Source organism: Nostoc foliaceum FACHB-393, from assembly GCF_014698505.1.
Classification (GTDB): domain Bacteria; phylum Cyanobacteriota; class Cyanobacteriia; order Cyanobacteriales; family Nostocaceae; genus Nostoc; species Nostoc foliaceum_A.
On record NZ_JACJTD010000053.1, the window covers coordinates 1 to 25,354 of the forward strand.

Consider the following 25,354-nt stretch of genomic DNA (forward strand, 5'->3'; position numbering starts at 1 on the left):
TACGGTGGGGCACACCGGAAGCTACGCTTGGGGAGATTTGCCCTCTTGGGCCGTTGGCGCAAGCCTGCTGCCTAACGGCGAGTCAGAGAACCAAGAATCCCCGTCTCTTTAGAGCGGGGAGTGTCAATACTTAACAGAAACAGCATCAACATCAATGGTGCTTGCAGTGGAGGTAGAAGCCTCAGTACTATTAGATGCTTCAGTGCCCACATCACCCTTACGAGCTTTCCAGCCTTCAATTACCAGTCCAGATACTTCACTAACTAGCAGGGTCAAAAGGAAAACATCATCAATCTGTCCCACAACAGGTATAAAATCAGGGGCAATATCAATTGGGCTGACCAAATAAACTAACGTTCCTAAAATTACCCACCAACGGTACTTGGGGTTACGAAGCAAATTGCGATACCAAGTGTAAAGTGATTGGATTGAAAATTTCATATTTTGAACCTCCAGTTATCTTTTATTTTGACAAATTATCTTAAAAACTCCCGGTGGGAATAACCGCCCTAGTTAGTCTGGAAGACGCTACTCGTAATCTGTCATCAAAAACCAACTCTGTGATTCTGCACAACAGTCTAGTAATTCCCTGACAACAAATAAATTGTATGGATGTTGATTGTGGATTTTAGAGGGGAATCCTAGCTATATAAATCTCAAGTTTCGCCTTTTTAGTGGAGATTTAACTGCTTTTAAGAAGGCGAAGCACTAACGCAGGACGAAACCTACTGATGATGAAGTATCACTTTGGCATATCTAAAATCCCACTACAGATAGTTCTAATTATTCCTTTTGTCTTACAAATATTTGGAGCAGTGGGTTTAGTAGGTTATTTGTCATTTAAGAATGGACAGAAAGCTGTCAACGACTTGGCAGACCAGTTGATGGAGCGAACTAGTAATATAGTAGATCAACATTTAAATTCTTATCTATCTATTCCCCATAAAGTAAGCCAGATTAATGCTGATGCTATTCAGATGGGATTATTAGATGTGCGCGATCGCAAAACTGTGGGAAAGTATTTCTCCAAACAAATGCAGGCTTATGACCTTACCTACATCGGCATCGGACTGACCACAGGTGAAGGCACAGGAGCCGCCCGTTACGATGGCAAAACTGTGACGATTGATGATTGGAGCGCCAAGCCTCCGAAAAATGCCTACAACTACGCCACAGATGACCAAGGCGATCGCACCCATGTCACTACTATTTTTGATTGGGACAACTTCAAGGAAACTTGGTATACCGAACCCGTAAAAGCTGGTAAACCCATCTGGTCACGAATTTATATTTTGAATTATCCCAATCATCCATACATCGCTGCTTCAGCAGGTCATCCCATTTATGACGCGCAGAATCGATTACTGGGGATGGTTGCAGCAGATATCCATTTAATAAAATTGAGCGAATTTTTACGGCGTTTAGATGTTAGCCGCTCTGGACAGGTTTTCATTCTGGAGCGGAATGGGATGCTGATAGCGAACTCTAGCACACAGCAGCCTTTTACCCTGGTCAAGGAAGATATTCGACGAGTAAAAGCCACCGACAGTCCTGATCCTTCAGTTCAGTCCATTGCCAAACAAATTCAACAAACCTTCAATGGCTTTGAATCCATCACCGAATCCAAAAAACTGCAACTTAATTGGCAAGGAGAACCAATTTTTGTTAATGTCACCCCCTGGCGTGACCAATATGGATTGGATTGGCTAGTAGTAGTGAGTGTGCCTGAACACGTTTTTATGGCACAAATCAATGCCAACAGCCGCACTACCATTTTGCTCTGTCTCGGAGCATTGGCTGTAGCAACCTGCATGGGCTATTTAACCTCCCGTTGGATTACACAGCCGATTCTGCAAATGAACCGAGCCAGTCAGGCAATGGCATCAGGCAATTTAGACCAAACCTTAGATATCAAAAACATTCAAGAACTCAATGTACTTGCTCACTCCTTTAATCACATGGCAGGGCAATTGCGCGAATCTTTTACAGCACTAGAAAATGGTAAAGCAGAGTTAGAAGACAGGGTAGAAGAACGCACCACCGAACTTAAAACCGCCTTGACTGAATTGCAGCACACTCAAGCCCAAATGGTTCAAAGTGAAAAGATGTCTAGCCTGGGTCAACTGGTGGCAGGTGTGGCCCATGAAATCAACAACCCAGTAAACTTTATTCATGGCAATATTACTTATTTAAACGAATACACTCAAGATTTGCTCAGGATGATCCAGCTTTACCAAGAACGTCATCCCAGCAATGATCCAGAGGTGCAAGCGTTAGCTGAAGAAATCGATCTGGAGTTTTTGATCGAGGATTTACAGAAGATGCTAACTTCTATGAAAATGGGGACTGATCGGATTCGGAACATTGTGTTATCACTGCGGAACTTTTCTCGGATAGATGAAGCAGAATTCAAAGCAGTTGACCTTCATGAAGGAATTGAAAGTACGCTGTTGATTTTGCAATACCGTCTGAAAGACAAACCAGAACGCCCAGCAATTGTATTGATTCGAGATTATGGCAAGTTACCCAAAGTAGAATGCTATCCCGGACAACTCAATCAAGTTTTGATGAATATTCTGGTGAATGCGATCGATGCCTTAGACGAAGTAAACGCCAATCGCACTGTTCAGGAAATGGGGGCAAATCCCAGTCAGATTATCATCCGCACCTCAATGAGCAATTCGCAGTCAGTGGAAATTGCGATCGCTGATAATGCCGGGGGAATGCCAGAACAGGTTAAAAACCGCATTTTCAATCCTTTCTTCACCACCAAACCTGTAGGCAAAGGAACGGGCATGGGCATGGCAATTAGCTATCAAATTATCACCGAAAAACATGGTGGCAAATTGGAATGTTTTTCTACTCTTGGTGAAGGAAGTGAGTTTATCATTCAATTGCCTACCCAGCAGTAAGTTTTTCCAGCAGTCTAAGTCAAATACGCCATGCTTGCACTGTATTTTTAGGTTTTCGGTAAATTTATATTTTGGAAGTCCCTCATTTTGCATTAATCTCTAGAATTAAAATGCCTAAGCACATTTGCTCTAGTCATGGAGGGAGGAAACTTAAACAGTGGATATTTTAGATTTGTTTTATAAGGGCGGGCCAGCGATGTGGCCTTTACTTGTTCTGTCGATTCTGTCTTTGAGTGTGATTTTTGAGCGTTTGTGGTTTTGGCTGCGAATTTTGACTCAGGAAAAGCAAATAGTCGATCGCATCCTAGTTGCTGCCCAGGATAATTGGCAAATAGCTGCGGATATTGCCAGACAAGCAAGCCATCAGCCTGTCGGGCGTTTTCTCTACGCCCCCTTACGTTTTCCCAAAACTGATGCAGAAACCTTTCGACTAGCATTGGAGTCCACAGCAGAAGATGAATTAGCTGGAATGCGGCGGGGCGAAAAGCTTTTAGAAGCTGTGATTGCCCTCGCGCCCCTGCTGGGATTATTAGGTACAGTTCTGGGTCTAATTCAGTCTCTGCGCTCAATTCGGATTGGCGATTTGGGAACAGAATCTACCGCTGGGGTAACTACTGGTATTGGTGAATCCTTAATTAGTACGGCAGCGGGACTAATAGTTGCCATCATTAGTTTGGTATTTTACCGCCTATTTCAAAGTTTTGTAGTCAACCAAGTCAAAGTTTTTCGTAAGGCAGGGAATGAGATGGAATTGCTCTACCGCCAGTCCCCACCTGATTTTAGTAATAGTGCATCAGCAATGGTGCGGGAAAATTTCACTCCACCCCGCAAGCCAGGAAAGACTAGGTTTTCTGAACCACCTGATCCCCCAAATGCACCTAATTAGTCAATAATTCAACTCCAAATCCAGGCGTTTAAATTGAGAAAATGAAAGTTAATCTACATACCCCGATTGAAGAAGTCCAAATTCAAATCATCCCTTTAATTGATGTTGTTTTTTGTATCCTGACGTTTTTTTTGTTAGCGGCATTACAATTTACGCGCCAACAGGCAATAAATGTTGATTTGCCCAAAGCCAGCCCCAGTACAGTATCTGGAATAACATCACAAAGTGGAAATTTGATTGTAACTATCGATGCCGTTGGCAATACTTACATAGAAAAACAGCCTGTAAAACGGGATGATTTGGGAGTGAGGTTAAAACAATATCTCCAACAAAATCCTAGTGCTGTTGTGGTGTTGAATGCTTCGCGGACAGCAACTTATAATGATGTGATTGAGACATTAGATTTGCTACGGCAAGTAGGAGGCGATCGCGTTTCTTTAGGAATTATTCCTGGCCCATCTCAACTACCCACAAACTCACTTAACCAGCCAAATATCCCCTCTTTCCCAATCAATCCTGGTGCAGCACCTCTACCCACAACCGCACCAGTTCCCGGCATTAATCCCGAAGGTAATCTTGCCCCTAAATTTCCCTTAGCACCTAATTCCGCACCTCTTCCTGGCATCAGCCAGCCTCCAACTGGACAAGGCATCAGTCCTATCAATCCTGGTATTTCCAACCCACCAGCATCCCAAGCGCCTGTAGCACCTCAGCAAACCCAACCTCCTCTTCAAAGATGAGATAGGGGCATGGGGCATGGGGTATTGGTTATTTCTCCCCTTGCCTCCCCTGCTTCCTCATTCCCTACTCCCCACTTCCCCTAAAGCTTTTTCCCAATCCTAAAGACATCTAAAACAAAATTCAGTTAGCGACAAAATTTCTGCTAATTTACAAATAATTGGTTGAGCTTTAAAGATTTTTTCATCGATAAACTGAAGTAATTTATCACCAATTGCCATTCACGTTTCAGGGGTTGTGGCATGAATATCGTGACGCTTTTAATTGTTTGGGTAGTAACAGCTATCAGCCTGTTGATAATTAGTAAATTACCTTTAGGAGTTGAAATTGATACTCCTGGTAAAGCCTTCCTTTCTGCCGCAGTGCTTGGTATCGTGACGGCAATAGTCAGACCGATTTTAAGCCTTGTCTTTGCAGTACCGAATTTACTCACATTGGACTTGTTATCCGGCATTTTCACATTTATGATTGCCGTGGTTTGTTTTAGTATTGCTGCTTGGTTAGTAGAAGGCTTTCGCTTGCGTTACGGGATTTGGAGTGCTGTTATTGGAGCATTTGCGCTGACTATAATTAACAGCATAATCTACAAATTATTGGGTGTTTAAAATAAATAGTGAGGAGTGAGAAGTTAGGAGTGATGAGTTGTTAATAACTCCTAACTCCTAACTACTATCTCCTAACTATTCGTTGGAACTTGGGGGAGCAACGGGGGTAGTTGATTGTTGTTTACGTTGTTCGCGTTTTTTGCGATCGGCTGAGAGCATATCTGCCATCACCACCAGTGCTTGCGCCATTTTTTCTAGGTTAGAACGGTATAGCTCCAAATCCTTATTGAGTTTGTCATCAGATAAGTGCAAGCCAGCAGCGATCGCTTTCAGCGCCTCCGTGAGTTGCTTTTCATCTTTGACTAATTCAGGATCTGACTGTTCCAATAACGAAAATACACCAATTGCGAACAAACGGTTGTATTTAAAGTTAGGATTGTTGGCGATCGCTTGCAGTTGTGCCTGCAAGTCAGCATCTCGGTCTAAGTAAGTGGTTTGACCCAGCCACGCAATTAAATCTTTAACTGGCAAACCTTTAGCTACAGTTTGCAGTCTTTGAGCATCCTGTCGATAATGTTGCGGATCTTGTTCTATAGCCCGACATAGGGCGTTAAAAATTGATTCTTGATCCCGTTCTGGTTGATAGCCTTGCATGAAGCGGTCAAAGGTAGTGACGACGCCCAAGGCATAAATTGGATTGTAGCTAAAATCGATATTTACTGACAGCAGATGCATTTCCACCATCAATTCTTCTACTACCCGACGATAAATAGTGTTAATCGGACGGGTGTGAAGATTGTAAAAAGTTCGTTTTGTATCAGAGACAGTACGGACGTTATTCACAAAGAAAATGTTAAGGGCGACGTATCTTTATTTTCTCGCTTAAAGGCTACTTTGCCAAGTTGAGCTTTTGGCTGGTGACGGTTTCATTTACAATGGAGACAAATTAGAAGTATTTTATAAGCTAGTAGCCACAGGGGATTAAGACCCTTTCTTCTAAAAAACTAGCCGAAAATTTGATTCCTTAATAATTTGTTGATCCCATTTATGAACTTCTCGCCACAGTTAATTGCTTTAGGTGAGTATTTAGCCGGTGAATTTGATAATCAGGAACAAGCCATAGGAGAACCAATTTGGTATGTCCATCTCCGTCTGTGGCAAAGACCAATTAATCTGTTCACAGAAGATAGCATTACCCTGTTTGCCGAACAGGCTAACGTTATAACCCCAGATCAATCTTACCGCCAGCGAATTATGCGGTTGCGTCAGGGTAGCAATGACACATCTCTGGAAGTACAATACTACATGCCGCAAGATCCAGGTTCACTAAGAGGTGCAGGTCATAATCCTGCTCTACTGGACACACTGACACCCGAACAATTAGATTTACTACCAGGTTGTATCCTAACAGTAGCTCAGGAAACACTAGCTTGCGATCGCTATAAGTTTACAGCTACCCCGCTACCAGAGGCTCGTTGCAGCTTTACTTATCTTGGCAGTAGCCGATATGTTTCCTTGGGGTTTGAAACCACTGCGACAGAATTTCACAGCTACGACAAAGGAATTGATCCAGCAACTGGAAAAGCAACTTGGGGAGCGATTATGGGGCCTTATCGCTACACCAAGCGAAATCAATATTGATAAGATAAATTTATGATTCATGAATTATGAATTATGAGTTCTGAATTAACTCCTAATTCTTTTTTAGCTAGCGATGCTGCGAGGTACACCTTCTAAAGCTTCCTCTTCTGTTTCAAAGATTTCAAAGACAGTATCCATCATCGTAACTTCAAACACGAGTTTGGCTTCTGGATGTACATTGCAGATGCGGAAACTGCCCTTGACTTTATCAGCATCACGCATCCCAGCCACCAAAGATGTAAGACCAGAACTATCAATAAAATTTACCTGAGCCAGATTTACAACTACATGGCGACTGAGTTTGGAAATACACTCCTGTAACTTCAGGCGAAATTGCCAAGCAGTGGTAATGTCTAAGCGACCTGCTGGTGTCAGGACAATAACGGCGTTTCCGTCTTGGGTTGTATAACTTTTTTGGTCTATATGAATCACTAAAGCCCTCCCCGTGGCATTCCTTTTAAGATTAACTAGTTACAGAATTGTCTAATGCTGTCACTTGAGATTAACAAGCTATAGCTAAAATTGTCACTTTTTTCTTCTAAGTGCTTACTTTTAGTAGTTTAACTCACCGAAATAGTGCTGAGTAGCAATTCAAAGAGGGAGTGGGGGAGTGGGGAGTGGGGAAGAAGCAGGGGGAGCAGGGAAGCAGGGGACATGGGGGACAAGGGGAATTATTGAACAAGTCTCTTCCTTGTCTCCCTTTTCTATTCTCTATGCCCAATGCCCAATGCCCAATGCCTAGTTTTTATTGAGGTGGTGTCCAATTGCTCCAATCTTGAGGCTTAAGAAAGGTTTCATACAACTCGGCTTCGGGGGAATTAGGTTCTGGCTGATAGCCGTATTCCCAGCGCACTAAGGGTGGTAGAGACATGAGAATTGATTCAGTGCGTCCGTTAGTTTGCAGACCAAAAATAGTGCCTCGGTCATAAACCAAGTTAAATTCTACATACCTTCCCCGGCGGTAGAGTTGAAAATTCCGTTGGCGATCGCCATACTCCATCCCATGTCGCCGTTCTACAATTGGTACGTAGGCTGGTAAAAATGCCCTACCACAGTCTTGCACAAAGGCAAACAAATCTTCCCAATTACGGGTTGCTGGTGTTCCCACCTGATTGCTATGAATAGCCGCTTCCCCATTGGGATTTGGCCCGCGATATAAAGCACCTTGACCATCTTGGTAATCAAAAAACAGACCGCCTACACCGCGTGTCTCATCACGATGCTTGAGGTAGAAATATTCATCACACCACCGCTTAAAAACCGGGTAATAGTCTGGGTGGTGTTTGTCACAAGCCTGTTTTAATGTCTTGTGTAAATGTGCCGCATCTTCAGCAAAAGGGTAATAAGGTGTCAAGTCAAGACCACCACCGAACCACCAGACTGGCCCCGCTTCAAAGTAGCGATAATTTAGATGAACTGTGGGCACGTAAGGATTGTGAGGATGTAACACCATTGAAGTGCCCGTGGCATAAAAGCCATGTCCTGCGGCTTCAGGGCGTTGGGTTAAAATTGAGGCTGGCAAATGGGAACCCCAAACTTCAGAAAAATTTACACCTGCTTGTTCAAATATTGCACCTTCGCGCAGCACGCGCGATCGCCCTCCACCCCCTTCTGGGCGTTCCCAACTATCTTCATGAAACTTACCCACACCATCTAGTTTTGCCAATGATTCGGTAATTTCGTCTTGCAGCTGTTTCATAAACTGACTGACTCTAGTCTGAGCCTCAGGTGCTGGCAAAGATTTGGATGATTCTGCTGCTACAGCTGGTATTTGCGAGTTGGTCAACATAGATTCCCGAACCTAAATTACAATTTCCAGAAAGCCACAAATTTCTTATCTTAAAATTTGGGGGAAACACACGCCAACAATCAAGCTCTATTTGCCCAACCCGCTTTTTCTTACTGGTTAAGCATTTATACGATTGATGGGCATCATTAGAGTTATTTTCCCTCAAATGAGTATAGGCTTGTATGTTGTCTGAGTTTTTTTTGTTAATTTTAATGATTTCGCGCCCTTGTCCCCCACGCTCATTTGGTACTCCAAATCAGTGTGTGGAGCATGTCACTTGGAATATTCTGGTATAAACACTAGACTTTAGTCATAACCTGGAAGTATCAAGGGTTTGACTGGCCTGATCAAAACTTCTTTGCCGTAATATTATGTTGGCTGTTGGCATCTGCGCCGAATCGAGGCTTGCTATGTTTGGGGCGTTTTTGAGAAAGTTTTAATTTAGGATCTGATCGTAGTTGCCCACAATACCAGAGTTACCAGAAAGTGTCTAGCGAGGAGGAGGATTAGGAAAATGCAAGGTTGGTTATCCAAATTCATCCACCGCAAACGTCGTCGGTTTTGCGCTTCTCTGGTGCGGACGTATCGAGAGATTAGTTCTGCTTCTGTAGATGAACTGTGGCAAAAAGTTGCTGACTTAACGGATGTTTCCTGGCATCCACTACTTAAGAGTACTAACGTGCCCTATGGATTAGTACCAAAACCAGGATTGATTTTTCATGCTGTAACACGCTTTTCACCGATTCCCATCCGCATTTTTGTGGAGCGCGTCAATCATAAAGAGATGCTGAGTATCCGAGTACTGGCGATTCCTGGGATAGAGGAACGGGTAACTTATCAAGTAGAGTCAACAGTTTGTGGTACTTGTTTGTCTTATTCTGTAACACTACGCGGATGGTTATCGCCCTTGATTTGGTCTTTATCCCGTCCTTACGCAGACCGCGTAGCACGGTCTTTAGTAGAAGCAGTAGAAAAGACGGCGTTGCCAGCGGTATCTGGGAAGAAAAAATCCCTTAATAACAGTTGTTTTGATTTTTAGCTGATGGGGATTAGGGCTAGGGTACAAGTAACAGGTAACAGGGGAGAGATTATTCCCTATTACCTATTATTTTCTTATGTTCCCCATCCCTAAAGAAAGTTAAGATTCTATTAGGTAATAATGCCATTTGCTAAGTTTTATTACGGCAGTAACAGTGAAAACACTAAGCTGACCTTGCTTAAGAAAGCATCCAGTTAATAGCTAAGACGTTCTCCACAACTGTATTTATTCATTTTGAATTTTGAATTTTTATGTACGATGTCCTCGATTCCCGATCTGTCTTAGAAGTATTGCGACCAGTGGAAGACCCAGAACTCCGCAAAAGTCTGGTAGAACTCAATATGATTCGCAACGTCAAAATTGATGATGGTAAGGTAAGTTTCACTTTGGTGTTAACCACTCCCGCCTGCCCTTTACGTGAATTTATTGTTGAAGACTGTCAGAAAGCTGTCAAAAAGCTACCAGGGGTTACAGATGTAAGCATAGAAGTGACTGCAGAAACACCACAACAAAAAAGTTTGCCCGACCGCACTGGCATTTCTGGGGTGAAAAATATCATTGCTGTTTCCAGCGGCAAAGGTGGCGTTGGTAAAAGTACAGTAGCGGTGAATGTAGCAGTGGCTCTAGCCCAAACGGGAGCGAAAGTCGGCTTGTTAGATGCTGATATCTATGGCCCCAATGATCCCACTATGCTGGGTTTAGCTGATGCCCAAATTGTAGTGCGCTCAACTGAAACAGGCGACATCCTGGAACCTGCTTTTAATCACGGTGTCAAATTAGTTTCAATGGGCTTTCTAATTGACCGAGATCAGCCAGTAATTTGGCGGGGGCCTATGCTCAATGGTGTAATTCGCCAATTTCTTTATCAAGTGCAATGGGGAGAACTGGATTATTTGATTGTAGATATGCCACCAGGAACCGGAGATGCTCAGTTAACTTTAACCCAAGCAGTGCCGATGGCAGGGGCCGTAATTGTCACCACGCCGCAAAACGTAGCTCTGTTAGATTCTCGCAAGGGATTGCGGATGTTCCAGCAGATGAATGTCCCGGTATTAGGGATCGTGGAAAATATGAGCTATTTTATACCTCCCGACCAACCGGATAAGCAGTATGACATATTTGGTTCCGGTGGTGGCTCCAAAACAGCCGCTGAATTGGGAGTACCACTGTTGGGGTGCGTACCGCTAGAGATTTCCACACGAGTTGGTGGTGACAATGGTGTGCCTATAGTGGTTGGTGATCCAGATTCAGCTTCAGCAAAAGCATTAACAGCGATCGCTCTTACTATTGCTGGTAAAGTATCAGTTGCTGCCCTGACATAATTAATTTTAATTTCTATCTATTTCCTGGGCTATGTCGTGGGAATACTAGGGACTGGGATTAGGGACAAGGGAGATGGGAATTGATTATTGTTCAATGCCCCATGCCCTATGCCTAATACCCCAACACTTAAATATAAAATCTAAAAGCTAAAGTCTAAACTGGCACCATGTTGTTAAAACGATCGCTCCCCAAAATTCGCTGGAAGTCTTGGGTTAAGCCCTGGCAGCATATAGATTGGCTACTTTTTTGTTTGCCGATTGCTGTCAGTATCTTTGGCGGACTGATGATTCTCAGTACGGAACTGAAGCAGCCAGTAACTGACTGGTGGTGGCACTGGATGGTAGCGGGTATTGGCGTGCTTATTGCCCTGTTTTTATCTCGTATCCGTTACGAACTTTTGATGCAGTGGCACTGGGTAACATACGCACTAACGAACTTCAGCTTAATCATAGTGATGATTGCTGGTAGTAGCGCCAAAGGGGCACAGCGGTGGATTAGTATCGCCGGCTTTAACGTGCAACCCTCAGAATTTGCCAAAGTCGGCATGATCATCACCTTAGCTGCTTTGCTACACAGGCGCACTGCTTCTACCCTTGAGGGTGTTTTCCGCGTTCTGGCCATCACTGCTATACCTTGGGGATTAATATTTTTACAGCCAGATTTAGCAACATCAATGGTTTTTTGTGCGATCGTTTTAGGAATGCTTTACTGGGCAAATGCTAACCCAGGCTGGTTAATTCTGATGATTTCTCCTGTGGTTGCCGCTATTTTGTTTAGTATATCTTGGCCTTTATCAGAGCCGATAGTTTTATTCAAAGAACTATCTTTTGGCCCATTAGGGATAGTTTGGTCAGTTGCGATGGCTATTGTGGGCTGGAAAACTCTTCCCTGGCGACGATTTGGTTTGGGCACTATCGGTGCCTGGACTCTAAATATACTGGGTGGCGAATTAGGAGTCTTCGCCTGGAAGCATATTTTGAAAGAGTATCAAAAAGATCGGCTAACTGTATTCATGAATCCCGATCACGATCCACTCGGCGCTGGATATCACCTAATTCAATCTCGCATTGCTATTGGTGCTGGTGAAATTTGGGGATGGGGTCTTTTCAAGGGGCCAATGACGCAACTGAATTTCGTACCGGAACAGCATACAGACTTTATTTTCTCCGCAGTGGGGGAAGAATTTGGTTTTGTCGGTTGTTTGGTAGTGCTGTTTGTCTTCTGCTTAATTTGCTTCCGTCTACTGCATGTTGCCCAAACCGCCAAAGATAACTTTGGTTCCTTGTTGGCTATTGGCGTTTTGTCCATGATTGTGTTTCAGCTGATTGTCAACGTTGGCATGACTGTTGGTTTAGCGCCCGTGGCAGGAATTCCCCTACCTTGGATGAGTTATGGGCGTTCTGCTATGCTGACTAATTTCATTTCCTTGGGAATAGTAGAATCGGTAGCAAATTTTCGGCAAAGACAGAAGTATTATTGATTCGTCATTTGTCATTTGCACTTCCCCAAGGACTAATGACTAATAAGAAGTATTAAGCTATTAAAAGGAAACAAGCGAGGCTAAAAACATGATTCTGCCTGGAGCAACTGTTCGCGTCAATAATCCCGCAGATACCTATTATCGCTACGAAGGACTCGTACAACGGGTGAGTGATGGCAAAGTAGCCGTATTATTTGAAGGTGGTAACTGGGATAAATTAGTTACCTTCCGTCTGAGTGAATTGGAACTCGTAGAGACCACAGCCGGACGTAAAAAAGCCAAATAATATTTAGTTAGCAGTTAGGAGTGAGATTAGTTAGGAGTGAGAAGTTAGGAGTTAGGAATTATGATTCTTCAACTCATCACTCCTCACTCTTAACTCTTAACTCATCACTCCTAACTCTTAACTCCAAACTCAGCACTCCCATGCGCCTCCCTCTACCACAGTTTGCTACTGGCGATCGCCATCCCAACCACATTGCGGAGGTGATTGAGACTACAAGTACAGAATTTTTAGCTCAGTGTTTGGAACCAGAAGATTTGAGCTTTCCCTCCATGCCACCCTTTGGTAGTTGGGTCTGTTCTGTGGATGAAGAATCTGGCAATCAAGTTTATGCCGTGGTATATTATGCCACAACTATGCCGATAGATTCAGTACACCGGGCCAGAGCTTTGGGGTTGTCATTACAAGACTTACGCGAGGAACAACCTCAGATATTTGCCATGCTGAGAACAGAATTCCGAGCTGCGATCGTTGGATTTGAACTATCTTCGCAAAATCAAAGTTATAACCAAAGAGTATATCAGTATCTACCACCCCGTCCCCCGCAAATTCATCAAGCTGTTTATCGGTGTGAACCAGAAGCTATCATTAAATTTACAGAAGAACTAGATTTTTTGCGGACACTCCTTTGTATTAACGGTGCGCCAGTAGAGTCTTTGACCGCAGCCGCCATACGAGATGTATACCAGTTACGCAAAGCTGACCGAGAGTGGCTAATTAAAGCTGGACGTAGCCTGAGCGTGCTACTTAAAGACGACTACGATCGCCTGCGGTTCATTTTGAGTCAAATCCATCCGTAGGTAGTTAGTTCTGAGACAATTGCCTAGTTAGTGTAAGTTAAGATATTTGATTTCTCGTCAGGTGGCTTCTCCATTTATTTATATCGATCAAGCGATCGCCCCCAAGGTAATCGCAGTTTTACCATAGCCCCTTCAATTCCTACCTATGGAACTCATATCACAAGTTCTTGCTCTGGAACCAACTTCCCAAGTTCTTGGCAAGGAACCAATTGTTCCCTTTGCTATTTTGCTGGTGGTCATCTTAGTTATACCGATCATATTTGAGCGGCTAAGATTACCAGGATTAGTGGGTTTGGTTTTCTCAGGGCTAGTACTTGGGCCCTCAGGCTGGAATCTATTTCAGTCTGACTCACCGATGATTAACCTGCTATCAGATATTGGGTTAATTTACTTGCTGTTTGTCGCCGGGCTAGAAGTTGATCTAGAAAAGTTTCGCCAGCAAAAAAGTCGTGCCTTTGGCTTTGCTAGCTTGACTTTCAGTGTACCCCTGGTGGTAGGAACCTTAGTAGGGCTGATTTTAGGCTATGGCTGGAATACATCAATATTAATTGGCTCTTTATTCGCTTCCTATACCCTTTTGGCATATCCCATAATCAGCCGTTTGGGAGTGGTAAACAACGAAGCTGTTACTGTCACTATTGGAGCTACGATTTTTACAGATATTGGCGCAGTACTAATTTTAGCCATCTGTGTAGCTGTTACTCATGCTGGAGCATTCAGCTTTGCTAAACTACTCACCTTGTCGGGTTGGTTAACTATTTACTCTGTTGCCGTTGTCACAGGCTTTGATTGGGCAGGCAAAGAATTTTTCAAACGGTCTGGAGACGACGAAGGAAACAAGTTTTTGTTTGTGTTGCTTTCTGTCTTTCTGGCAGCTGTGGGCGCTCAATTGATTGGGGTAGAAAAAATTGTTGGTGCCTTTTTAGCGGGTTTGGCAGTTAATGAAGCTGTAGGTGAAGGCCCAGTCAAAGAAAAGGTGGTATTTATTGGCAGTGTGCTATTCATTCCCATTTTCTTTGTTGATCTTGGTTTGCTGATCAATTTGCCTGCTTTTGTGAACAACCTGGACACATTCAAGTTAACGCTGTTAATGATAGTCGGTTTGATTGTCAGTAAATTAATTGCAGCTTTGTTCACAAAATTGGTTTACCGCTATAACTGGCAAGAAATGCTAACCATGTGGTCGCTATCACTTCCCCAGGTTGGTACAACGTTAGCAGCAACGCTAGTGGGATATCGGGCAGGGTTGCTGCCACTAGAAGTGTTACACAGCGTCATTGTCTTAATGGTTGTCACATCAACCTTGGGGCCGTTGATAACTAGTCGAATAGCTGTTGGATTGAATTCCTCACCAGCCGAAGATTCAGCACCGCCCCTACCCGATCAAAACGCACCAGAGACAAACAGTGCTTTTACTATAGTCGTACCTGTCTATAATCCTCAGACCGAGCAGTATTTGATTGAAATGGCGGCGTTATTAGCGCGTCAATCTAAGGGAAAAATTATACCGCTTGCGATCGCTAATGCTGCTGCTCAGATGGATACACCCCAGTTAGAAGCCTCTCTACAACGGAGTGAGCGGTTATTAACCAAAGCTACAGCACAAAGTCGAGTATTAGGCGTAGCGGCAGAACCAGTGCTGCGAATTGATGATGCCTTTGCTCAAGGAATTAGCAGAGCCGCTCGTGAACAAAAAGCTAATTTAATTGTTATGGGTTGGGGTAAACGGACTGGGTTGCGAGCGCGTTTATTTGGGAATGTGATTGATGGTGTGCTTTGGGCATCCCATTGTCCAGTAGCGGTGACACGTCTAGTAGAATCACCGAAAAAAATTCAGCGCATCTTAGTACCAATAGAAAATTTAACAGCTCCTACATTACAGCCTGTGCAATTTGCCCAGATGTTGGCAGAGGCAAATCAGAGCCACATTACTGTGCTGAATGTATGCGATCGCCGCACTAGTTCCAGTAAAATTGCTTGGAGGCGATCGCATCTTTCCCTACTAGTATCTAAATTAGCTTTGAACAATGCCCCAGAAATTCAAATTATCGCTCATGAAAATGTTGCTCAAGCAATTTTGCAAGCAGCACGATTATATGATTTAGTAGTTTTACCTTTTATACGTAATCGTACCAGTCCTGGAGGGTTAGCCATTAGCGATGTCACAACCCAGTTAGCCAGACAACTTACCTGCTCTATTGTCATGCTTGGAGAACCGCAACGGACTCAAACCACAAATGTAGTTATGTCTAACACGGTTACTGGCATTACATCTGCTGTATGATATGAGGCATACTTTAGTCAACTCACCTGAGCTTAGGCTGCCTTGGCGTAGCCATAGAACTGGCAATAAACTTTGCAACAAATGAATCAGCGTAGGTGCTGAAAACAGTCGTAACTGTAAAAACACTTTATATTGTTGAAGATTTGATGAACTTAGATGGAAGACTGACAATTTTTAGACAATGTTTGTTATTTTGCTAGTTAAATTGTTAAGGAAAGTAGGTAAAAATATCACAAAAGTACAACCGTAGAATAATAGGTAAGTTCAAGAACACTTTTTGATTAAGCCTTGTTAGTTTTTCGTTCTGTATTTTTGTCCCCAAGCTGGGTAATCTAAAAGATAAGTGCAATAGCTACTGAAAATATCTGTAACTAACTGGGAAACTATGAGAATTTTGGTGACGGGTGGTGCTGGGTTTATTGGTTCCCATCTCATCGACCGACTAATGACCGATGGGCATGAAGTAATATGCTTGGATAATTTTTACACTGGTCACAAACGGAACATCCTTAAATGGTTAGATAATCCGTACTTTGAACTGATACGCCACGATATTACCGAACCAATTCGGTTGGAAGTTGATCAAATTTATCATTTAGCTTGTCCTGCTTCACCAGTACATTACCAGTACAACCCAGTTAAAACCGTTAAAACTAACGTGATGGGAACACTGAATATGTTGGGGCTGGCTAAACGGGTAAAAGCTAGGTTTTTCTTGGCTTCAACTAGTGAAGTATACGGTGATCCAGAAGTTCATCCCCAAACTGAAGAGTATAGGGGTAGCGTTAATCCCATTGGGATACGTTCATGTTACGACGAAGGAAAAAGAATTGCTGAGACTCTAGCATTCGATTATTACAGGCAAAATAAAGTTGATATTCGAGTTGTTCGGATATTTAACACCTACGGCCCAAGAATGTTAGAAAACGATGGTCGGGTGGTGAGCAACTTTATTGTTCAAGCCTTGCGGGGTAATCCTTTAACCGTGTATGGGGATGGTTCGCAAACTCGTAGTTTCTGCTACGTTTCCGATTTGGTAGAAGGATTCATCCGTCTAATGAATGGCGACTACATTGGCCCAGTAAATTTGGGCAATCCTGGTGAATACACGATTTTACAATTGGCACAAGCTGTGCAAAATATGATCAACCCAGACGCGCAGATTAAGTTCGAGGCACTACCTTCGGACGACCCCCGCCGTCGCCAGCCTGATATTACAAAGGCAAAAACTTGGTTAAATTGGGAACCAACCATTCCTCTGCAAGAGGGGTTAAAACTAACAATAGAAGATTTTCGCGATCGCATTCAAAGCGATGTCAATAATTCAACCACCTGAGTGGCACCTAGCGTCGCTCTGAATTTTCATGCAGGCTTTACCCTATCGGTAGCTAGTATGCTTGGTGGCTGAGTTTTATGTCAGTGTCTAAGTGTCATATTCAGACTTCTTTTTGAAGACTAACCCCTAAAAAAGTGAGGAGTTAAAAAATGCGTGTTTGCGTTATTGGTACTGGTTACGTTGGTTTAGTTACAGGTGCTTGCTTGGCTCATATTGGGCATGATGTCATTTGCGTAGACAACAACGAAGAAAAAGTTAAGTTAATGAAGTCTGGGCAGTCCCCAATTTTTGAACCGGGACTCTCAGAAATTATGCAGTCTGCCATTCAAACAGAGAAGATTCATTTTACTAGTGATCTCGCTGCTGGAGTTTCCCACGGAGAAATTCTGTTTATTGCTGTGGGAACGCCACCTTTACCCACTGGTGAAAGTGATACTCGTTATGTTGAAGCTGTAGCTCGTGGGATTGGCGAAAATCTCAACGGTGGTTATAAAGTCATAGTGAATAAATCTACCGTACCCATTGGCTCAGGTGACTGGGTGCGGATGCTTGTTCTAGATGGTGTTGCTGAACGTCAGAAAACATTGGTACCCGCAGGTGGGGTGTCGAGTGATGATAAATTACCTGAGTTTGTAGCCGAGTTTGATGTGGTGAGCAATCCAGAGTTTTTGCGCGAAGGTTCGGCAGTTCACGATACCTTCAACCCCGATCGCATTGTACTAGGAGGCAATAGTCAAAAAGCAGTAGCTTTAATGCAACAACTGTATGCCCCAATTGTGGAACGCAAGTACGCTGATGATCAATCTTTACCTCCTGTGCCAATTCTGGCGACAGACCTGAGTTCGGCGGAGATGATCAAATATGCCGCTAATGCCTTTTTAGCCACTAAGATTAGTTTTATTAACGAAGTTGCTAATATTTGCGATCGCGTCGGTGCTGATGTCACGCAAGTAGCCAGAGGTATTGGTCTAGACTCCCGCATTGGTAACAAGTTTTTACAAGCTGGTATTGGTTGGGGCGGTTCTTGCTTTCCCAAAGATGTCTCCGCCCTAATTCACACTGCTGATGATTATGGCTATGAAGCCCAGCTAATGAAAGCTGCTGTCAGTGTCAACGAACGTCAGCGATTGATTGCTTTGGAGAAACTCCAACAAGTTCTGAAAATTCTCAAAGGCAAAACAGTCGGACTACTCGGACTGACTTTCAAACCAGATACCGACGACTTGCGCGATGCCCCAGCACTCATCCTAATTGAGCAGCTAAACCGACTGGGAGCCAAAGTCAAAGCCTACGACCCCATTATTTCCCAAACAGGTATGCGTCATGGTCTTTCTGGAGTGTTAGTAGAAACCGATGCTGAAAGACTAGCTGATGGCTGCGATGCTTTAGTACTCGTGACCGAATGGAAGCAGTTCAGCACTCTTGACTATGTGAAGATGGCAAAATTGATGGCCCACCCCGTTATCATCGACGGTCGTAACTTCCTCGACCCCGAAGCAATGATCCGGGCTGGATTCCAATATGTAGGCGTGGGAAGATAGATATTTAGGAGTTAGGAGTTAGGAGCTAGGAATAATCAATAACTCCTAACTCCGTTCAAAACTTAAAAATTTACAGTACCGTCCAGAGTGATCTAGGCGGTATTTAATTTGTTTTAACTTTACCTTGCTTTTTTGCGTGACACTATATCAAGCGCTATGTGGAATACGTTCGATTTCAGCATATCCACTGAAAATAAGTTTTTGACCTTCAGTTTCTAATCGGTTGAGCCGCATTTTCACTCCATCAAGGTCAAAACGATCCAAATCGACCATATTATCTAAAATTTCTACCAGTGCCACGCTTAAGGTTTGCGAGATTTCCCGTTGTGCTTCTGGTACTTGATCAAGTTCGATTTTTGGATCTTTGAAAGAAACCCGCCGCCGCCTTTCAATGCCTATAGTTAGGATCATGCTCAGGGGTACAAGTTCGCCATTATTTAAATCCGCTTTTGCTACAAGCTGTAAGCGATTTTCTGGCAATAGCTGTACCTGGACTTCCGTAAAGGAGACTGGTTCACCGCCAGATAATGCCGTCAGTGATGGTACGGTGAGGTTAAGCAGGCGCTTTTTCACCAGTTCCGCATTAAAGGCTTGGTTTATGCCCGCTTCTGATAAAATTACTTGAGCGATCGCTTGAGTCGGTTGCTTAAGACTAAGTTTGCCACTTAAAACCGAGCCGAAGTCAATTGCCACCGCATCGGTTTCAAAAGACATCTCCTCAACCGCAAAATCTCTCCGAATCACCAAGCCACGACCGCTCATTTTGAAGCTATCAATGCTGCCTTGCAACAGTTTGCTGGAGGGATAGCAGCGCACAAAGACTTCTACTGACTCGCTTTGCGTAAACAGGTGGCGAATCGTTTGGCTGGCGACCGTATTGAGCATCCGCTCTCCCCAATCAGTGCCTTTAGGATCTTGTAAACCAGTAAGTCCGCCGAACATGTGGTTTTTAGTCTCTAGAAGTTCTTTATACTTTTGTAACAAACTGTGAAGAATACAGCAAGCGATCCCGTGATTAATTGTGCTGATGGATAGGAGTTAGATAGCTGATGGTTAGAAGCTAAATGTGTTAAATGTTACTTTCGATCTAGTGAGTGGGAATAATTGAACTAAGTTATTGCTAAGATTCTCACCATTACTAAGTATGATACAGCTAAATATTCTAGAACTTGCCAAGCAGGGTGATACAAATGCGATTAACACTTTGGTAAGTCAGTGGTTAAATTTACCCAGCATTACGCCAAAAACTAGTTTCAAACAAAATTGTCTACAGATAATGCTGGAATCATTTGAAGTTCCAGTACAACAGTTAGTAGTTCCACTTATTTGTGACGGATTAATTAATTTAGGCATCCAATCTTTTAATAATGTCAAAATATACGGTAGAGTAACAGGCGAGGATTTTCTAGATTGGCAACAAGAGTTTGAGTTAAAAGTACAGCTAATTACACCTTCATCGATAGCTCAAGCAAAAGTTGACATTGTATCCTTCAATACCATTACAACAACTGGTGGTCAATCATCACTACAAAAACCATCTTTACAAAAGTGCGATCGCCTGCGGCGGGCGGGTACGCCATCGCAGCACATCCATTAATCATGAGGCTACTTGGTAAATTGCAGGTCGATATCTTGGTTCAGGAGTTGGTTTACCCTCCACTTTGGAAGCATTTAACCATGCTGCTTTTGCTTGCAAGACTTCACGAAGTGCTTCTTTTTCAGTTAGACCAAATACTGAACAATATTTCAGATCAGGAATATCAGCAATGTAGCCATCATCTTCTTCACTGTAGAAGATATTGATGTGATAATGCTTCATCCTTCATCCTCCAAAGTAAGTGCATATTTTTCAATCAAAATCAGAAATTGACGAATTTGATACGGAACAGCTTCGCCCTTTCGAGTTTGCAAGTTAACAAGCTCAGGAATATCCTGGTGAGTAAAGATGTGATGACTGCCATTAACGCGTGATAGAGAAAATCCAAATGCCTCAACCAGAGTAACCAGTTCATAAATTGAATATTCTTGGAACCAGAAAGAACTTTCTCTAGCAAATTACGCTTTTTTGACATTTTTACACCCTATCTTCGTCAAACTAGAAGTGCGTAGATGTGGAGTGGCTTGTTGTTAAACATTGCAACCTCTACACAAAGTGCGTAGGCGCAACCCGCCGTAGGCATCGCACCCTTTTCTACCTCGTCAACAACTTCCGCCGCAGATTATCTAACGCTGCATTCGCACTCACATGACGAATTAGAGCGCGTCCTCGCATTGCACCAAACTGATACTCAAAACTTGTCACTTCATCCTTTGGTCCAGCTAAACCAATGTAAACTAAACCCACCGGCTTTGTATCTGTCCCTCCAGTTGGGCCAGCAATACCAGTGATACTCAATCCCCAAGTGGTTGCAAGGCGGGTTTTTACCCCAACTGCCATTTGCTCTGCAACGATCGCGCTTACCGCCCCAAATTTATCTAAATCTTCCTGGTTAACCCCCAGCAGCCCAACCTTCACCGAATTGTCATAAGAAATTACTCCACCCCAAAAGTAATCAGAACTCCCAGAAATCTCAGTCAACATTTGCCCTAAACCGCCACCAGTGCAAGATTCTGCCACCGAAAGCGTTTCTTTCGATGCCCGCAATAACTGGCCAACCACGGAAGCAAGAGTATCATTATTAACGCCGTAGAAATCTAGTCCGGCAATTTCTGTAAGTTGTTTTTCAATGGGAGCAATTAGGTCTTCTGCGGCTGCTTCTGAAGTGGCTTTAGCAGAGACTCGCAATCTTACTTCCCCCTTACCTGCATAAGGGGCTACTGTCGGATTTGGTAACTTCAAATAAGAAGCAACTTTTTCTGCCAAAGCAGATTCACCAATACCCCAAAACTTTAAACTCCGGCTGTAAATAGTTTCCTTACCCCAACCTTGACTTTTGAGAAATGGCACAGCTGTTTCTTCCCACATCAGGTGCATTTCACTAGGAACACCGGGAAAGGTAAAAATCGTGATTTCAGGGCGAGGCTGCCAAATAATACCGGGTGCTGTTCCACTGGGGTTGGGAAGAATATCTGCACCTTGGGGAATCAAAGCCTGCTTGCGGTTACTTGGTGACATAACCCGACCACGTTGGGCGAATTTCTGGGTTATGTCTTCGATGATCTCAGAGCGTTCTACCAAGGGGACTTTAAAAAAATCGGCGATTGTTTCGCAGGTGAGATCATCTGGTGTCGGGCCGAGTCCACCAGTAAAAATGAGAATTTGCGCTCTGGAAATAGCAATTTCTATAACTTGCTTCAACCGTTCTGGATTATCCCCAACTACTGTTTGATAGTAGTGGGGGATACCTAGCTGCGCTAATTGTTGCGCCAAAAATTGAGCATTGCCGTTGAGAATATCTCCTAGCAGCAGTTCAGTACCAACACAAATAATTTCTGCACTCATTAGGAATAGTTAGGAGTTAGGAGTTAGGAGTTAGAAGTTAGAAGTTAGGAGTTAGGAGTTAGAAGTTAGGAGTTCAAAACTTAAAACTCATCACTCCTAACTGTTAACTCTTAACTATGATCTCAGGCTAGGGCTGGTACAGGAATTTCCAGGTGAGGATATAAGGGGAAGCGATCGCACAATGCTGCTACTCGTTGCCGACAATCTTGGGTTACTACGTCGGAATCTGGAGAAAGCAGGCGATCGCTAATAATATTTCCAATTTCAGTAAATTCTGCTACTCCTAAGCCCCGTGTGGTCATTGCAGGCGAACCTAACCTCAGTCCACTGGTAACAAATGGCGATTGCGGATCAAAGGGAATAGTATTTTTGTTAGCAGTAATATTCACAGTACTGACTAGCTGATCTGCCTGCTTACCAGTTAGACCGACAGAGCGTAAATCCACGAGAATTAAATGATTGTCAGTGCCATTTGACACTAACTTTAAACCTCGATTTTGTAGTTGTTCTGCCAAAGCACGAGCATTTTCAATCACTTGGGCAGAATAGGTTTTAAACTCAGGCTTCAGGGCTTCTCCAAAAGCTACTGCTTTACCAGCAATAACGTGTTCCAATGGCCCGCCTTGGGTGCCAGGAAAAACAGATTTATCTAGCTTTTTACCTAGTTCTGCGTCGCTAGTCAAGATTAAACCACCTCTAGGGCCGCGTAGAGTCTTATGGGTAGTTGTTGTTACTACATGACAATGAGGAATGGGATCGGGATGAAGACCAGTAGCAACTAAACCAGCAATATGAGCAATATCAGCAAGTAAGTAAGCGCCGATTTCATCAGCAATGCTACGGAACTTTTCAAAGTCAATTATACGGGGATAAGCCGAATAACCACAAATCAGCAGCTTAGGACGCTCCCTCAGCGCCAGCTCCCGAATTTGATCGTAGTCAAGTTGTTCTGTTTGTTGGCTGACACCGTAGTGACTAACTTGGAACCACTTACCTGAGACATTTACAGGTGAACCGTGGGTGAGATGTCCCCCATGAGACAAATCCATCCCCATAATTTTGTCTCCTGGTTCTAACAGCGACAGGAACACTGCAAAATTGGCTTGGGCGCCAGAATGAGGTTGCACATTCGCATGAGCAGCGCCAAATATCTGTTTAGCGCGATTGATCGCTAGTTGCTCGATTTTGTCGATAAACTCACAACCGCCATAATAGCGTTTACCAGGTAATCCCTCGGCATATTTATTTGTCAGTACCGAACCTTGAGCCGCCAGTACAGCGGCGGAAGTAAAGTTTTCACTAGCAATCAACTCTAAGTGGTCTCGCTGACGCTGTAGTTCGTCGTTGATTAACTCCGCGATCGCTGGATCGGTGGAGGTAAGAAAATCTGAATTAGTCTTAGTCACTTCAATTATCCTTGTGGAAATTTGTACAACGGCTGATTTTGGTTGGGCGCAGCACCTAACAGTCCACTCTCAAGAGTCCATAGCCCAAAGTCTATAGTTCAATGATTTTTGACTGCTCTACACAGGCGATTAATCGTCTCCGTACTATTGAGGTTTATTTGTGCCAACTTATTTATTATTAGACGATTAATTATCATAACGTTGCTTTATGAAGCTGCGCTAAATAAAGCGTCTCTCTGTAGGACAAAAAGCTGAACGTTTCGGCAATTGACTGTGCGTAATACGACGCTTGCGGAACATGACTGTGAAGCTCTACCCTGGAAAACTTAAGCAGTCGGGATTCTTGACAAATGAAAAATTTTTTGAAACTTACCTTTAACAACGAACAAACAGCATTAGCTATTCGAGTTGATCAACAAACTGAATTACCAAATGCTCTTGAGCGAATAGGGCTTGGCGGTTCGCGTCCTGTTTTAGTAGTAGTGGGTGGTGCAAGTAACATCAGTGAAGCTGACTTTCTCCGCATTCAACGGTTGTTTACGGAAGTTTTAGCCCCCATCGCCGAAAGTTTGGGGGCTTATGTTGTGGATGGAGGTACGGATGCGGGAGTCATGCAATTGATAGGTCAGGCTCGTACCCACATAGGTGCTAAGTTTGCTTTGATTGGTGTAACTCCCGAAAGCAAAGTGGTTTTACCTAATGAACAAGAACCTGCTGCTGATTTAACACCGTTAGAGCCAAACCATACTCATTTTATACTAGTTCCTGGCAATAATTGGGGCGACGAGTCTCCTTGGATATCTGGCGTTGCAACTGTACTGGCCAATAAGGCACCTTCGGTAACTGTACTTTTAAACGGTGGTGAGATTACCTTTGAGGATGCGTTTTCTAGCGTTAATACTGGAAGGTTAGTTGTTGTGATTGCTGGTAGTGGTAGAACCGCAGATATACTTGCAGATGCTTTGCGTGGACAGGCTACCGATGAACGAGCTAAAAAATTAGCGAAATCTGGTACATTACAATACATCGACTTAATCGATATAGAGAAGGGAGTTGAAAGCTTAAGCAAAACAATTCAAAATTTGCTTTCTAATTAGGAGTTAATAATGGCAAAAAAAGATAGTTATCAGGAATTTTTAAAGGAAGATTTTAACAAGTTATTTGAAGGTATGAAGTTAGGCGATGTGCAAAGACATTTTCTGCGATCGCGCTGGTTAGATCAAGTACTCTGGATGGAAGGTAAGGCAAATTTCTCACGCGATCGCCACTATTTTTGGCGGATAACAACTATTATTGGTGGTGTAATTCTCCCAGCGTTAGTAAGCTTAAACATTAACAGTACTCTACAAGTTAACAATAATAGAGCCAGGGATCTCATTCTCTGGTCAACTTTTGGTTTAAGCCAAATAGTTGCTATTAGTGCTGCCATTGAAGAGTTTTTTCACTATGGAGAACGTTGGCGACACTATCGCCGGACAGTCGAATCTTTGAAAACCCAAGGGTGGCAATTCTCACAATTGACAGGGCCTTATCGTAATTATACAACCCATGAACAGGCGTTTAATGTTTTTGCAGGTCATGTAGAAGATATTATCCAACGAGATGTGGAAATATATGCCACTCAAGTTGTACAAGAAAAGAAAGAAGAAAAACAGAGTCAGGAAAACTATTTTCTGATGCCAAATACAAAGATAACCAATTTGGAAGAAAAGAAAGAAGAAGAATAAAATCAAGAAACCAATATATAGCAAGAGTTTAGAGTTGGGAGCAAAATTTGCTCTAGTTACCTCGTTTTTAAGGATGGGTTAGGGAGGATAAAGAATTAATCCAAACGTATTGATTTAAAACCACTCTCATCTGCGTTGGCGCAGGCCGCCGCAGGCAGAGCTAGGAGATAGAAATTATCACT

Annotated in this window: 26 protein-coding genes; 17 read left to right on the top strand and 9 right to left on the bottom strand. The window is 43.3% G+C overall.

Translation table 11 applies throughout. From position 1 onward, the window contains the following. Window positions 1-123 precede the first annotated feature (123 nt). Window positions 124-441 (bottom strand): YkvA family protein, encoded by a 318-nt coding sequence (locus tag H6G92_RS29295; protein WP_190899036.1) that lies wholly within the window; start codon window positions 439-441, stop codon window positions 124-126. A gap of 293 nt (window positions 442-734) precedes the next feature. Between H6G92_RS29295 and H6G92_RS29300 the strand changes: the two genes are divergently transcribed. The 4 genes from H6G92_RS29300 (at window position 735) to H6G92_RS29315 (ending at window position 5,141) form a co-directional block, all read left to right on the top strand. Beyond that, entirely contained in the window at window positions 735-2,912 is a 2,178-nt protein-coding gene (locus H6G92_RS29300) for an ATP-binding protein (RefSeq protein WP_390625396.1), read from the top strand. 157 nt (window positions 2,913-3,069) lie between these two features. Then, window positions 3,070-3,798 carry a MotA/TolQ/ExbB proton channel family protein gene (locus tag H6G92_RS29305; protein ID WP_190899039.1) on the top strand — a complete coding sequence of 243 codons (729 nt, stop codon included), beginning with the start codon at window positions 3,070-3,072 and terminating at the stop codon, window positions 3,796-3,798. Window positions 3,799-3,839: 41 nt separating this feature from the next. Then, complete coding sequence (locus H6G92_RS29310; RefSeq protein WP_190899041.1) at window positions 3,840-4,538, top strand: ExbD/TolR family protein; 699 nt, start codon at window positions 3,840-3,842, stop codon at window positions 4,536-4,538. Between the two features lie 240 nt (window positions 4,539-4,778). Continuing rightward, window positions 4,779-5,141 (top strand): phage holin family protein, encoded by a 363-nt coding sequence (locus H6G92_RS29315; RefSeq protein ID WP_190899043.1) that lies wholly within the window; start codon window positions 4,779-4,781, stop codon window positions 5,139-5,141. A gap of 75 nt (window positions 5,142-5,216) precedes the next feature. Here H6G92_RS29315 and psb29 read toward each other — a convergent pair whose 3' ends face one another. Then, the gene (gene psb29, locus H6G92_RS29320; protein ID WP_190899045.1) at window positions 5,217-5,924 is read right to left on the bottom strand and encodes a photosystem II biogenesis protein Psp29; all 708 of its coding nucleotides are present in this window, start codon (window positions 5,922-5,924) and stop codon (window positions 5,217-5,219) included. A 204-nt stretch (window positions 5,925-6,128) separates the two neighbouring features. Here psb29 and H6G92_RS29325 point away from each other — a divergent pair, with 204 nt between their 5' ends. Then, complete coding sequence (locus H6G92_RS29325; protein WP_190899046.1) at window positions 6,129-6,722, top strand: chromophore lyase CpcT/CpeT; 594 nt, start codon at window positions 6,129-6,131, stop codon at window positions 6,720-6,722. A gap of 63 nt (window positions 6,723-6,785) precedes the next feature. Here the strand turns inward: H6G92_RS29325 and H6G92_RS29330 are convergent, their stop codons facing one another. Continuing rightward, entirely contained in the window at window positions 6,786-7,154 is a 369-nt protein-coding gene (locus tag H6G92_RS29330) for an STAS domain-containing protein (RefSeq protein WP_190899047.1), read from the bottom strand. 178 nt (window positions 7,155-7,332) lie between these two features. On the opposite strand from H6G92_RS29330, the gene H6G92_RS40520 reads away from it, so the two are divergent. After that, complete coding sequence (locus H6G92_RS40520; protein WP_277926789.1) at window positions 7,333-7,464, top strand: hypothetical protein; 132 nt, start codon at window positions 7,333-7,335, stop codon at window positions 7,462-7,464. Window positions 7,465-7,467: 3 nt separating this feature from the next. Here H6G92_RS40520 and hemF read toward each other — a convergent pair whose 3' ends face one another. Then, window positions 7,468-8,511 (bottom strand): oxygen-dependent coproporphyrinogen oxidase, encoded by a 1,044-nt coding sequence (gene hemF / locus H6G92_RS29335; protein WP_190899048.1) that lies wholly within the window; start codon window positions 8,509-8,511, stop codon window positions 7,468-7,470. Between the two features lie 514 nt (window positions 8,512-9,025). Between hemF and H6G92_RS29340 the strand changes: the two genes are divergently transcribed. From H6G92_RS29340 to H6G92_RS29375, 8 genes are all read left to right on the top strand, one after another. Further along, window positions 9,026-9,550, top strand: a complete 525-nt coding sequence (locus tag H6G92_RS29340; RefSeq protein WP_190899049.1) for an SRPBCC family protein — start codon at window positions 9,026-9,028, stop codon at window positions 9,548-9,550. Between the two features lie 251 nt (window positions 9,551-9,801). Continuing rightward, window positions 9,802-10,872: an Mrp/NBP35 family ATP-binding protein gene (locus tag H6G92_RS29345; protein WP_190899050.1), complete on the top strand. Its 1,071-nt coding sequence runs from the start codon at window positions 9,802-9,804 to the stop codon at window positions 10,870-10,872. A 167-nt stretch (window positions 10,873-11,039) separates the two neighbouring features. Further along, the gene (gene rodA, locus H6G92_RS29350; protein ID WP_190899051.1) at window positions 11,040-12,353 is read left to right on the top strand and encodes a rod shape-determining protein RodA; all 1,314 of its coding nucleotides are present in this window, start codon (window positions 11,040-11,042) and stop codon (window positions 12,351-12,353) included. An 88-nt stretch (window positions 12,354-12,441) separates the two neighbouring features. Further along, window positions 12,442-12,639, top strand: coding sequence for an NAD(P)H dehydrogenase subunit NdhS (locus tag H6G92_RS29355; protein ID WP_190899062.1), 198 nt, complete (start codon window positions 12,442-12,444; stop codon window positions 12,637-12,639). A gap of 140 nt (window positions 12,640-12,779) precedes the next feature. After that, the gene (locus H6G92_RS29360) at window positions 12,780-13,436 is read left to right on the top strand and encodes an HAS-barrel domain-containing protein (protein WP_190899133.1); all 657 of its coding nucleotides are present in this window, start codon (window positions 12,780-12,782) and stop codon (window positions 13,434-13,436) included. Between the two features lie 145 nt (window positions 13,437-13,581). Continuing rightward, window positions 13,582-15,720, top strand: a complete 2,139-nt coding sequence (locus tag H6G92_RS29365; RefSeq protein WP_190899073.1) for a cation:proton antiporter domain-containing protein — start codon at window positions 13,582-13,584, stop codon at window positions 15,718-15,720. Between the two features lie 385 nt (window positions 15,721-16,105). Then, window positions 16,106-17,056 (top strand): UDP-glucuronic acid decarboxylase family protein, encoded by a 951-nt coding sequence (locus H6G92_RS29370; protein ID WP_190899076.1) that lies wholly within the window; start codon window positions 16,106-16,108, stop codon window positions 17,054-17,056. A gap of 149 nt (window positions 17,057-17,205) precedes the next feature. After that, complete coding sequence (locus tag H6G92_RS29375) at window positions 17,206-18,597, top strand: UDP-glucose dehydrogenase family protein (RefSeq protein WP_190899078.1); 1,392 nt, start codon at window positions 17,206-17,208, stop codon at window positions 18,595-18,597. Window positions 18,598-18,744: 147 nt separating this feature from the next. Here the strand turns inward: H6G92_RS29375 and H6G92_RS29380 are convergent, their stop codons facing one another. Continuing rightward, the gene (locus H6G92_RS29380) at window positions 18,745-19,539 is read right to left on the bottom strand and encodes an LmeA family phospholipid-binding protein (protein ID WP_190899135.1); all 795 of its coding nucleotides are present in this window, start codon (window positions 19,537-19,539) and stop codon (window positions 18,745-18,747) included. 202 nt (window positions 19,540-19,741) lie between these two features. On the opposite strand from H6G92_RS29380, the gene H6G92_RS29385 reads away from it, so the two are divergent. Further along, window positions 19,742-20,194, top strand: coding sequence for a hypothetical protein (locus H6G92_RS29385; RefSeq protein ID WP_190899080.1), 453 nt, complete (start codon window positions 19,742-19,744; stop codon window positions 20,192-20,194). Here H6G92_RS29385 and H6G92_RS29390 read toward each other — a convergent pair whose 3' ends face one another. The 4 genes from H6G92_RS29390 to glyA all read right to left on the bottom strand — a co-directional run bounded on the left by H6G92_RS29390 (window position 20,195) and on the right by glyA (window position 23,445). Then, window positions 20,195-20,416, bottom strand: a complete 222-nt coding sequence (locus tag H6G92_RS29390; protein WP_190899082.1) for a type II toxin-antitoxin system HicB family antitoxin — start codon at window positions 20,414-20,416, stop codon at window positions 20,195-20,197. Next, window positions 20,413-20,613, bottom strand: a complete 201-nt coding sequence (locus H6G92_RS29395; RefSeq protein ID WP_313890006.1) for a type II toxin-antitoxin system HicA family toxin — start codon at window positions 20,611-20,613, stop codon at window positions 20,413-20,415. Before H6G92_RS29395 ends, H6G92_RS29390 begins: the two co-directional genes overlap by 4 nt. A gap of 175 nt (window positions 20,614-20,788) precedes the next feature. Next, window positions 20,789-22,039, bottom strand: a complete 1,251-nt coding sequence (locus H6G92_RS29400) for a competence/damage-inducible protein A (RefSeq protein WP_190899084.1) — start codon at window positions 22,037-22,039, stop codon at window positions 20,789-20,791. A gap of 122 nt (window positions 22,040-22,161) precedes the next feature. Beyond that, window positions 22,162-23,445 (bottom strand): serine hydroxymethyltransferase, encoded by a 1,284-nt coding sequence (glyA, locus tag H6G92_RS29405; RefSeq protein ID WP_190899086.1) that lies wholly within the window; start codon window positions 23,443-23,445, stop codon window positions 22,162-22,164. Window positions 23,446-23,795: 350 nt separating this feature from the next. Between glyA and H6G92_RS29410 the strand changes: the two genes are divergently transcribed. After that, a complete protein-coding gene (locus H6G92_RS29410) occupies window positions 23,796-24,542 on the top strand; it encodes a hypothetical protein (protein WP_190899088.1) in 747 nt (248 codons plus the stop codon). 9 nt (window positions 24,543-24,551) lie between these two features. After that, on the top strand, window positions 24,552-25,172 hold the full coding sequence (locus H6G92_RS29415) for a DUF4231 domain-containing protein (protein WP_190899090.1): 621 nt from the start codon (window positions 24,552-24,554) through the stop codon (window positions 25,170-25,172). Window positions 25,173-25,354 lie beyond the last annotated feature (182 nt).

Bases quoted from the DNA above. Each gene is read 5' to 3' on its own strand.
- H6G92_RS29360 (WP_190899133.1), top strand. From the start codon at position 12,780: ATGCGCCTCCCTCTACCACAGTTTGCTACTGGCGATCGCCATCCCAAC.
- H6G92_RS29410 (WP_190899088.1), top strand. From the start codon at position 23,796: ATGAAAAATTTTTTGAAACTTACCTTTAACAACGAACAAACAGCATTA.
- H6G92_RS29340 (WP_190899049.1), top strand. From the start codon at position 9,026: ATGCAAGGTTGGTTATCCAAATTCATCCACCGCAAACGTCGTCGGTTT.
- rodA (WP_190899051.1), top strand. From the start codon at position 11,040: ATGTTGTTAAAACGATCGCTCCCCAAAATTCGCTGGAAGTCTTGGGTT.
- H6G92_RS29355 (WP_190899062.1), top strand. From the start codon at position 12,442: ATGATTCTGCCTGGAGCAACTGTTCGCGTCAATAATCCCGCAGATACC.
- H6G92_RS29295 (WP_190899036.1), bottom strand. From the start codon at position 441: ATGAAATTTTCAATCCAATCACTTTACACTTGGTATCGCAATTTGCTT.
- H6G92_RS29415 (WP_190899090.1), top strand. From the start codon at position 24,552: ATGGCAAAAAAAGATAGTTATCAGGAATTTTTAAAGGAAGATTTTAAC.
- H6G92_RS29380 (WP_190899135.1), bottom strand. From the start codon at position 19,539: ATGTTCGGCGGACTTACTGGTTTACAAGATCCTAAAGGCACTGATTGG.
- H6G92_RS29375 (WP_190899078.1), top strand. From the start codon at position 17,206: ATGCGTGTTTGCGTTATTGGTACTGGTTACGTTGGTTTAGTTACAGGT.
- H6G92_RS29300 (WP_390625396.1), top strand. From the start codon at position 735: ATGAAGTATCACTTTGGCATATCTAAAATCCCACTACAGATAGTTCTA.
- H6G92_RS29345 (WP_190899050.1), top strand. From the start codon at position 9,802: ATGTACGATGTCCTCGATTCCCGATCTGTCTTAGAAGTATTGCGACCA.
- H6G92_RS29390 (WP_190899082.1), bottom strand. From the start codon at position 20,416: ATGAAGCATTATCACATCAATATCTTCTACAGTGAAGAAGATGATGGC.
- H6G92_RS29385 (WP_190899080.1), top strand. From the start codon at position 19,742: ATGATACAGCTAAATATTCTAGAACTTGCCAAGCAGGGTGATACAAAT.
- hemF (WP_190899048.1), bottom strand. From the start codon at position 8,511: ATGTTGACCAACTCGCAAATACCAGCTGTAGCAGCAGAATCATCCAAA.
- H6G92_RS29310 (WP_190899041.1), top strand. From the start codon at position 3,840: ATGAAAGTTAATCTACATACCCCGATTGAAGAAGTCCAAATTCAAATC.
- H6G92_RS29315 (WP_190899043.1), top strand. From the start codon at position 4,779: ATGAATATCGTGACGCTTTTAATTGTTTGGGTAGTAACAGCTATCAGC.
- H6G92_RS29400 (WP_190899084.1), bottom strand. From the start codon at position 22,039: ATGAGTGCAGAAATTATTTGTGTTGGTACTGAACTGCTGCTAGGAGAT.
- H6G92_RS29365 (WP_190899073.1), top strand. From the start codon at position 13,582: ATGGAACTCATATCACAAGTTCTTGCTCTGGAACCAACTTCCCAAGTT.
- H6G92_RS29325 (WP_190899046.1), top strand. From the start codon at position 6,129: ATGAACTTCTCGCCACAGTTAATTGCTTTAGGTGAGTATTTAGCCGGT.
- H6G92_RS29370 (WP_190899076.1), top strand. From the start codon at position 16,106: ATGAGAATTTTGGTGACGGGTGGTGCTGGGTTTATTGGTTCCCATCTC.